1 protein-coding gene is annotated in these 1,260 nt (G+C 65.3%); it reads left to right on the forward strand.

What is annotated here, in order from left to right:
- Positions 1-1,137: succinyl-diaminopimelate desuccinylase (dapE, locus tag AC5RWX_RS33460; RefSeq protein WP_494100451.1), on the forward strand; the 1,137-nt coding region annotated here is incomplete at its 5' end.
- Between the last annotated feature and the right edge of the window lie 123 nt (positions 1,138-1,260).

The following is a 1,260-nucleotide window of genomic DNA, read 5'->3' on the forward strand; positions in this document are numbered from 1 at the left end:
GTGACTGCCGAAACCGCCTCCGGACCTTCCACCCTTCCGCTCGACCTGCACCAGGACGTTGCGCTGCTGACTGCCGCCATCATGGACATCAACAGCGTCTCCGGACACGAGACCGTGTTGGCTGACGCCGTGGAAGCGGCCCTGCTGACCATTCCGGAGCTGCACGTTGTCCGCGACGGCGACTCAATCATTGCCCGCACGGAGCTGGGGAACGCCGAACGCGTCATCCTGGCAGGTCACCTGGACACCGTTCCGCTGCCCCTGACTGAAGGGTCCAAAGGGACGGTTCCATCCAGTTGGGAGTCCGGCGTGCCGGGGGAGGGTGTGCTGTACGGCCGGGGGGCCACCGATATGAAGGGCGGCGTTGCAGTGCAGCTTGCGCTTGCCGCAACAATGTTCGACGGCGGGGCGGCACCCAAGCGGGACGTCACCTTTGTTTTCTACGACCATGAGGAAGTCGAGGCCGTCAAGAGCGGCCTGGGCCGGCTGGTCCGCAACCACGGCCACCTGCTCGACGGCGACTTCGCCATTTTGCTGGAACCGACGGACGGCACGGTGGAGGGCGGCTGCAACGGTACCAGCCGGTTCGAGGCAACCACTCTGGGCGAGGCAGCCCACTCCGCCAGAGCATGGATGGGCAGCAACGCTATCCACGCAGCGGCACCAGTCCTGGCCAGGCTGGCGGCGTACGAACCTGCCACGGTCAACGTGGACGGGCTGGAATACCGCGAGAGCCTTAATGCGGTAAAGATCAACGGCGGCACCGCCGGCAATGTCATTCCGGACCGGTGCGTGGTGGAGATCAACTACCGCTTTGCGCCGGACAAGACGCCCGATGAGGCAGAAGCCGTGGTGCGGGAACTCCTTGAAGGGTTCGACGTCGTCCGCACCGATGCTGCCGCCGGTGCACGCCCGGGGCTCCAGCACCCCGCGGCCGCTTCCTTTGTTGCCGCCGTCGGAGCCGAGCCAAAGCCAAAATACGGCTGGACCGACGTCGCACGCTTCAGCGAATTGGGGATCCCGGCGGTGAATTTCGGGCCGGGGGATCCCCTGCTGGCACATAAGGACAACGAGCACGTCCATGCCGACGCCATCCGTAAGTGCCTGCAGGCGCTGCGGGACTGGCTGGCAGCCTGACACAAACGGCAATGGCCCGGACCAAAAGGTTCGGGCCATTGTTGCGCGGAAGTATCAGGGAACTGGTGCTTCGGCTTTTTCGGGTTCTGCCTTGGCCACGCCGCCTGCCGCCTTCTTGGACCC

This window comes from Arthrobacter sp. SPT-J7 (assembly GCF_059089965.1).